9 protein-coding genes are annotated in these 7,373 nt (G+C 70.6%); 7 read left to right on the top strand and 2 right to left on the bottom strand.

Annotated elements, in window-relative coordinates:
* Positions 1-95 precede the first annotated feature (95 nt).
* The gene (locus AB0J80_RS34835) at positions 96-1,013 is read left to right on the top strand and encodes a hypothetical protein (RefSeq protein ID WP_364713643.1); all 918 of its coding nucleotides are present in this window, start codon (positions 96-98) and stop codon (positions 1,011-1,013) included.
* Positions 1,014-1,052: 39 nt separating this feature from the next.
* Here AB0J80_RS34835 and AB0J80_RS34830 read toward each other — a convergent pair whose 3' ends face one another.
* A complete protein-coding gene (locus AB0J80_RS34830) occupies positions 1,053-2,069 on the bottom strand; it encodes an ABC transporter substrate-binding protein (RefSeq protein WP_364713641.1) in 1,017 nt (338 codons plus the stop codon).
* A 111-nt stretch (positions 2,070-2,180) separates the two neighbouring features.
* On the opposite strand from AB0J80_RS34830, the gene panD reads away from it, so the two are divergent.
* The 5 genes from panD (at position 2,181) to AB0J80_RS34805 (ending at position 4,953) form a co-directional block, all read left to right on the top strand.
* Positions 2,181-2,600, top strand: a complete 420-nt coding sequence (panD, locus tag AB0J80_RS34825; RefSeq protein WP_364713639.1) for an aspartate 1-decarboxylase — start codon at positions 2,181-2,183, stop codon at positions 2,598-2,600.
* A 13-nt stretch (positions 2,601-2,613) separates the two neighbouring features.
* Positions 2,614-2,952, top strand: coding sequence for a hypothetical protein (locus AB0J80_RS34820; protein WP_364713702.1), 339 nt, complete (start codon positions 2,614-2,616; stop codon positions 2,950-2,952).
* Positions 2,953-3,106: 154 nt separating this feature from the next.
* Positions 3,107-3,976 (top strand): helix-turn-helix transcriptional regulator, encoded by an 870-nt coding sequence (locus AB0J80_RS34815; RefSeq protein WP_364713638.1) that lies wholly within the window; start codon positions 3,107-3,109, stop codon positions 3,974-3,976.
* A 4-nt stretch (positions 3,977-3,980) separates the two neighbouring features.
* Positions 3,981-4,508: a GNAT family N-acetyltransferase gene (locus AB0J80_RS34810; RefSeq protein WP_364713636.1), complete on the top strand. Its 528-nt coding sequence runs from the start codon at positions 3,981-3,983 to the stop codon at positions 4,506-4,508.
* Between the two features lie 10 nt (positions 4,509-4,518).
* Positions 4,519-4,953 carry a hypothetical protein gene (locus AB0J80_RS34805; protein ID WP_364713635.1) on the top strand — a complete coding sequence of 145 codons (435 nt, stop codon included), beginning with the start codon at positions 4,519-4,521 and terminating at the stop codon, positions 4,951-4,953.
* Here AB0J80_RS34805 and AB0J80_RS34800 read toward each other — a convergent pair.
* Positions 4,913-5,863, bottom strand: a complete 951-nt coding sequence (locus AB0J80_RS34800) for a methionyl-tRNA formyltransferase (protein ID WP_364713633.1) — start codon at positions 5,861-5,863, stop codon at positions 4,913-4,915. The two genes, AB0J80_RS34805 and AB0J80_RS34800, sit on opposite strands and share 41 nt — an antisense overlap.
* A 97-nt stretch (positions 5,864-5,960) precedes the next feature.
* Here AB0J80_RS34800 and AB0J80_RS34795 point away from each other — a divergent pair, with 97 nt between their 5' ends.
* Positions 5,961-7,262: a lysine N(6)-hydroxylase/L-ornithine N(5)-oxygenase family protein gene (locus AB0J80_RS34795; RefSeq protein WP_364713632.1), complete on the top strand. Its 1,302-nt coding sequence runs from the start codon at positions 5,961-5,963 to the stop codon at positions 7,260-7,262.
* Positions 7,263-7,373 lie beyond the last annotated feature (111 nt).

Genomic DNA, 7,373 nt, shown 5'->3' with positions numbered 1-7,373 from the left:
ACAGCAGTGTCACAGGTCCCGGCAAAATCCTGAACCGGTGTCCGGGGAGGGACGTGTGGATCGCGTACCGCAAAGACCATAGAAGGGCCTTAACCATGCGATCCCTGCGAATGCTCGCTTTTGCCGTAAGTAGCACGCTCGCCCTGTCCGCCTGCGGGAACAGCGCGCCCAGCACGGCGGGCCTGGCCGACCTGGCCGGGAACGCCGCCTCCCTGGCGGGCGCCGCTTTCGTCACGGGCACCGCAAAGGCCGCTCAGGCATCGCCGGGCACCGGTGACTGGGCGGCGCGCAAGGGCGGGACCCCGACCGGTGACGCCGCGGCCGTCGCGCAGCGCTGGGTGCAGCTGACCGCCGCGCGTGCCGGCGACCTCGATCCGGTGCTGGTGAACGGCGCTGGACTGACCCTCTACCGGTTCGACAAGGACAACGCGAACCCGTCGAAGGCCACGTGCAACGGTGACTGCGCGGCGAAGTGGCCGCCGGTGACCGTCAAGCCGGGCGGCCGGATCTTCATCGCCGGGGTGGCGAGGAAGAAGGTCGGCGTGGTCAAGCGGGACGACGGCCGCCTGCAGATCACGGTGGGGGGCTGGCCGGTCTACCGGTTCGCGCAGGACACCGAGCCGGGTGACACCAAGGGTCAGGGCATCGGCGACACCTGGTTCGGCGTCCGGCCCGACGGCGGGAAGGCCGGTGTCGAGTCGCCGGCTGAGCCGCCCGCGGAGCAGGCGAGCGTCCCGGCGAAGCGGGTGGTGCTGTTCGACCGCCGGTCCTTCAACGTCTTCGACGACACCGCGAGCTCGCAGGTCATCGAGGGCCGTACGGGCTGTGTGAACGCGACCACCCCCGGAACGGCCTCGTCCATCGCCTTCGACGGTCTGGTCAAGGTCTGGAGCGGTCCGGACTGCACCGGGGAGTCGAAGCAGCTCGGCGCGCTGGACGCCGAGAACGTCGGCGGCATCGCGGATCTGCGGGACATCGGCTTCGACAACAGGATCGGGTCGGTCAAGCTCTGACCTGAGGGAGGGGCGGCAGGCGTGGCCGCCCCTCGCCCGTCAGGCGGCGTTCGACAGGTCGGTCACCGCGGTGGCCTTGTCGTCGTCGGTGGCGTTCCTCAGCTGGGGGACCAGGACGTCCAGCGCGTACAGCAGGGCGTTCGGCCCGCTGTACGCCAGCGCCCCGCCCAGCGGCGTGGAGAAGGACGTGTACAGGGCGCGGTCCTCGGTGACCACCTTGAGGCGGCTGAACGCCGGCGAGGTGAGCATGTCCTTCTTGGCCGCGCCGTTGACGAAGAGCACGTCCCGGTCGAGCAGGTCCAGGCGTTCCTCGCTGATCTCGTCCTTCTCCGGCTGCGCCGCGAAGCCGAGCGCGTCGAAGAGGGCGCGGCGCGGGTCCTTGGCCGGGATGAGCCAGTGCTGGCCCTTCTCCGGTCCGAAGTCGACGACGAGGGTCTTGCCGGCGAACTGCGGGTTGGCCTTCCGGGCCTCCGCGATCTTCGTGTTCACCTTGTCGACCAGCGCCTGGGCCTCGGCGGGCTTGCCCAGGGCCTTGCCCACGGTCAGCGTCTGCACGTCCCACGGGGTCTGCTCGTCCGGGTACGCCGAGGACTGGACGACCGTCGGGGCGATCTGCGACAGCTTCTCGTACGTCTCCTTGGTGATCGTCTCGTAGATCGCCAGGATCAGGTCCGGCTGCTGCTTGATGATCGCCTCGAAGTTCAGCTCCGCCGAGAACGTGGCGATCTTCTTCCCGCCGAGCGCGGACTGCACCCACGGGTACGTCGGGTACTCGGTGAACCATTCCCGGGTGCTGACCGGCACCACGCCGAGCGCGAGCACCGGGTCCTGGTCGTTCCATCCGGCGGTGACGACGCGTTCGGGCTGCTTCTCGATCGTGGTGGAGCCGAACTTGTGCTCGATCGTCACGGGGAAGGCGGCCGTGGCGGATCCGGAGGCCGCCGGGGCCGCCGCGTCGTCCTCGTCGGCGGCGCAGGCCGTTGCGGTGGTGGCGGCGAGCAGGCCGGCGGCCGCGACGGTGAGAACCCGTCGCCAGCCTCGGATGCGGAGGGTCATGGGGGCTCCTGATGATCGGGGGTCCATGGGGCTCGGACAGTAGGTTAGGTTAGGCTAACTTTCGCTCGCTCCCCGGGGTCAGCCCCGCCCTTCTTCTGGAGGACCACCCACATGCAGCGCACCCTGCTCGGTGGCAAGATCCACCGCGCCACCGTGACCCAGGCAGACCTGCACTACGTCGGCTCCATCACCATCGACAAGAACCTCATGGACGCCGCCGACCTCGTCGAGGGCGAACAGGTCCAGGTGGTCGACATCGACAACGGCGCGCGCCTGGTGACCTATGTGATCGAGGGCGAGGCGGGCTCCGGCGTGATCGGCATCAACGGCGCCGCGGCCCGGCTCGTCAGCGTGGGCGACCTGGTCATCATCATGTCGTTCAGGCAGGTCGACGAGGCCGAGCGCGCCTCGTACGCACCCCGCGTCGCGCACGTCGACGCCGGCAACCGCCTGATCGACATCGGCTCGGACCCCTCGGCGCCGGTCCCGGGCGCCGAGGACCAGATCTCCGGCAAGGTCCTGGTCCACTGAGGACATGGCAGCGCTGACCGTCTGCCGGGACTGCTGCTGCGGCAGCACGCGGAAGCACCCCGGCATCGATCACGACGCGCAACTCGCGGCCCTGCGGGAGGCGGTGGGAGACCGTCATCGGGTACGCGTGAGCGAATGCCTGCGCGTCTGCGAGCGGTCCAATGTGGTCGTGGTGCACCCGGCCCCCGCCGCCCGCCGGGCCGGCGCCCGCCTCGTCCACCTCGGCGACGTCCTCGACGATCGCCTGGTGGACGCGCTGGCCGACTGGCTCGACGCCGGCGGGCCCGGGCTGGCCGAGGTGCCGCCGATGCTCACGCCGCGGATTTTCGACCCCGCGGACTACGCGGACTGACGCCCCGGCCGGGTCTATGCTTGCGCGACGATCGAGGACTTTCCATCCGAGCCGAAGGAAGCGCAGTGCTGACGACCCGGCCCTGCGGAGACCGCCGATGAGACCGACCAGTATGCCGCTGTCGGGCGCAAGCCATAACCAGAGGACGATGCCGATGAGCGCGCCGGAGCAGAACGGCGGGCCGACAGTCCGCCGGCTCCAGCTCGGGGCGCGCCTGCGCAGCCTGCGGCTCGCCGCCGGGATCAGCCGCGACCAGGCCGGCTACGAGATCCGCGGCTCCGAGTCGAAGATCAGCCGGATGGAGCTCGGCCGGGTCGCGTTCAAGGAGCGTGACGTCACCGACCTGCTCAAGCTCTACGGCGTCACCGACCCCGGCGAGCACGAACGCCTGCTCGCCCTCGCCCGCGAGGCCAACTCGCCCGGCTGGTGGCACTCGTACGGCGACGTGCTCACCACGTGGTTCCAGAACTACCTCGACCTCGAGCAGGCCGCCGAGCTCATCCGCACGTACGAGATCCAGTTCGTGCCGGGCCTGCTCCAGACGGACGCGTACGCCCGCGCCGTCATCATGCTCGGCCACGGCACCGCCTCCGGGGAGGAGATCGACCGCCGGGCCGACCTGCGCATGGCCCGCAAGCAGCTGCTGGCCCGCACCGACCCGCCCCGCCTCTGGGCGGTGATCGACGAGGCGGTCCTGAGACGCCCCATCGGCGGCCGCGACGTGCTGCGCGAGCAGATCGCGTACCTCCTGCAGGCCTGCACCCACCGCAACATCCGCCTGCAGGTCATCCCCTTCGAGACCGGCGGGCACGCGGCGGCCGGCGGCGCGTTCACGATCCTGCGGTTCCCGCACCAGAACCTGCCCGACGTCGTCTACATCGAACACCTGACGAGCGGCCTCTACCTGGACAAGCGCGAGGACGTCGACCACTACGCGGCCGCGATGGGCCGGCTGTTCATCGAGGCGGAACCCCCGGACAAGACCCCGGAGCTCCTGCGCCGGGCCCTGCGAGACCTGGACTGAGCGGATGAACGTCATCGGTGAGACGGTGCGGCTGCGGGCGATGGGTCCCGGCGACGCCGAGGCGCTCTGGCGCTGGAACCACGACCCCGAGGTCATGCGCTGGATGGACGACGGCTACGCCCAGCCCCTCGAACGCGTCCGGAGCTGGCTGACCGAACGACCGCGCAACGACTACGGCGACGTGCTGTTCGGCGTCGAGACGCTCGCCGAGGAACGCCTCATCGGCCTGGTCCGGCTCCGCGACGCCGAACCGGAGACCGGCTGCGCCGAGCTGGACATCTACCTGGGCGAGAAGGACTGCTGGGGCAAGGGCTACGGCACCGACGCCGTCCGCACGGTCTGCCGCTACGGCTTCGACAAGATGCGCCTGCACAAGATCTCGCTCACGGTGGTGGCCGAGAACGAGGGTGGGCGGCGCGCGTACGCGAAGGTGGGTTTCGTCGAGGAGGGCCGCCTGCGCAGCGTCTTCCGCCGCGACGGCGGATGGCACGACAAGATCGCGATGGGTCTCCTCGAGGGCGAGCTGATCTGAGGAACCAGGCGTGAGATCCGTGTGGTTCGGATCGGCCGGCGTCGGTGTCGCGGTTGCCGGTCTGGTGGTTCTTGTCGTACTGCTGCGCAGGCAGGTGACCGCTTCGCCGTTGCGGGGGCTGGACCGGGGGACGCGCAAGGCGGTGCTGCGGGCCCTTCGCGCCGGCGAGGCCGGCAGCCCGGAGATCGACGAACTGGCCCGCGCCGTGGCGACCGGCACGTCGCGTCAGCGGTGGGTCCCGTGGGCGTTCGCGGTGTTGGCCGCTCTCCAGGTCGTCACCCTGGTCATCCGGATCGTCGACCGCGACGGGCGGGCGTGGCTCAGCGCGGTCTTCCTCGGCTACTTCATCCTTCTGTGGGTGCTGCACATCCGTCGGCAGCGCGGGCTCGACCGGTTCCGGGCGCCTACCGCGGGAAGCTCGTCAGGTAGCCACCCATCGTCGTGAAGTAGTCGTGGGCCGGCAGCTCCACGCCGTCGTCCGTGCGTACCCGCTTGATGAGCAACGCCTTGCTGCGGCCTCGGCGGGCCTCGGCGCCGGCCACCACCGCCACGCCGTCGCCCTCGCGGTAGAAGATGCGGCCGGGGGTGCCGCCGTAGACCGCCTCCGACACGCCGGCGGTGACGAGCTCGAGGCGGCGGCCCCGGTGGAAGCAGAACGCCTGCGGGTAGGGCGCCGACTGGGCGCGGACCAGGCGGGCGAGCTCCTCCGCGGACCACGTCCAGTCGACGCGGATGTCCTCCTCCGAGCGCTTGTGGAAGAAGCTGGCCTTCGACCGGTCCTGCGGCACGAAGTCGCGGCGTCCCGCGGCCAGCTCGGCGAGGCCGTCCACGGTGATGGGTCCGAAGAGCTCGAGGGTCTTGTGGAACAGGTCCGTGGCCGTGTCCTCGGGGCCGACCGGGACCGCGCGCTGCAGCACGATCGGGCCCGCGTCCAGGGTCTCGTCCATCATGTGCGCGGTCACGCCGACTTCGGGTTCGTCGTTGAGCAGGGCCCAGATCAAGGGCGAGAAGCCCGCGTACGCCGGCAGCAGCGCGTCGTGCACGTTGAGGGTGCCGTAGGCCGGGAGGGTGAAGACCCGCGGCGGGATCCACGTGCGCCAGTTGGTGGCCACGATGACGTCCGGCGCGACCCGCTTGAGGGCCTCGTACAGCTCGTCGTCGTCCGGGCGTTCGCGGATCAGCACGGGGATGCCGGCGGCGACGGCCAGGTCCTCGACGGAGTCGGACCACACCTTCTCGTACGCGCCCTCGCCGCGCGGATGGGTGACCACCATGACGACGTCGTGTTCCGACTCCAGCAGTGCCTGCAGGGTGCGGTGCCCCCAAGTCTGGAAACCGAACATGACGACTCGCATGGATTTCTCCCTCACCAGGCACTGCGGACGGCGACGCTGCTTAGGTTAGGCTAACCAACACCTCGGGGTCAGGTCGGCCCCGGCCGAAGGGACGGTCATGTCTGCACCTGAGCTCGATGTCGTGGGGATCGGCTTCGGCCCGTCGAACCTCGCCATGGCCATCGCCGTCGCGGAGCACAACGGCGCGGCCGGTCCGCAGGCGGGCGTCACGGCGCGGTTCCTCGAGCGCCAGGCGTCGTTCGGCTGGCACCGGGGCATGCTGCTCGACGACGCCACCATGCAGGTCTCGTTCCTCAAGGACCTGGTGACGCTGCGGAACCCCACGAGCGAGTTCAGCTTCCTGCGCTACCTGCACGCCCAGGGCCGGCTCATCGACTTCATCAACCACAAGAACCTGTTCCCCCTGCGGGTCGAGTTCCACGACTACTTCGCGTGGGCCGCCGCGCAGGTCGCCGACCAGGTCACGTACGACGCCGAGGTGCTGTCGGTGCGGCCCGTCGAGGACGCGAACGGCTTCGTCAGCGCGGTGGAGGTGCTGTCCCGGCAGGGCGGCCGGCTCACGACCCACCGCGCCCGCAACCTCGTCATCGGCACCGGCCTGCGCCCGCGCCTTCCCGAGGGCGTGACCGCGTCACCCCGCATCTGGCACACCAGCGACCTGCTGCACAACCTGCCCGGCATCCGGGGCACCCGGCCACGCCGGTTCGTCGTCGTGGGCGCGGGCCAGAGCGCCGCCGAGGCGGTCGCGACGCTGCACACGGAGTTCCCCGAGGCGGAGGTCTGCGCCGTCTTCTCCCGCTACGGCTACTCCCCGGCGGACGACAGCGCCTTCGCCAACCGCATCTTCGACCCCGCGGCCGTCGACGACTTCTACCGGGCTCCGGAGCACGTCAAGCAGCAGCTCATGGCGTACCACGGCAACACCAACTACTCCGTCGTGGACATCGACCTCATCGACGACCTGTACCGCCGGGCGTACCAGGAGAAGGTGCTGGGCCGCGAACGCCTGCGGATGCTCAACGTCTCCCGGCTCGTCCAGGTCGCCGACGGCCCGGACACCGCGGTGGCCACCGTCCGCTCGCTGGTGACCGGTGAGACGACGACGCTGGAGGCCGACGTCGTGGTCTGCGCGACCGGCTACCACCAGGCCGACCCGTACGGAATCCTCGGCGACGTGGCCGGCCTCTGCCGGCGCGACGCCCAGGGCCGTCCGAAGGTCGGCCGTGACTACCGCGCCGCGGCCGACCCCCGCCTCCGGGTGGGCATCTACCTCCAGGGCGGCACGGAGCACAGCCACGGCATCACGTCGGCGCTGCTGTCGAACACGGCCATCCGGGTGGGGGAGATCCTCGATTCGGTGGTCGCGCACCGCACGGCCGACGCCCTGGTCGCGGCTTAGGGCGTGTCCTTCCGATCATGACGGCCTGCGACGGGCCCAGCTTCCGCCTCGCGGCGCGGTCCGGACGGCCGGATACAACTGTGAGGATGGTGGGGTGCTGCCTGGGGTTGG

It is taken from the genome of Actinoplanes sp. NPDC049548 (genome assembly GCF_040676695.1).
Classification (GTDB): Bacteria; Actinomycetota; Actinomycetes; order Mycobacteriales; family Micromonosporaceae; genus Actinoplanes.
This window is presented reverse-complemented; position numbering and strand designations above follow the sequence as displayed.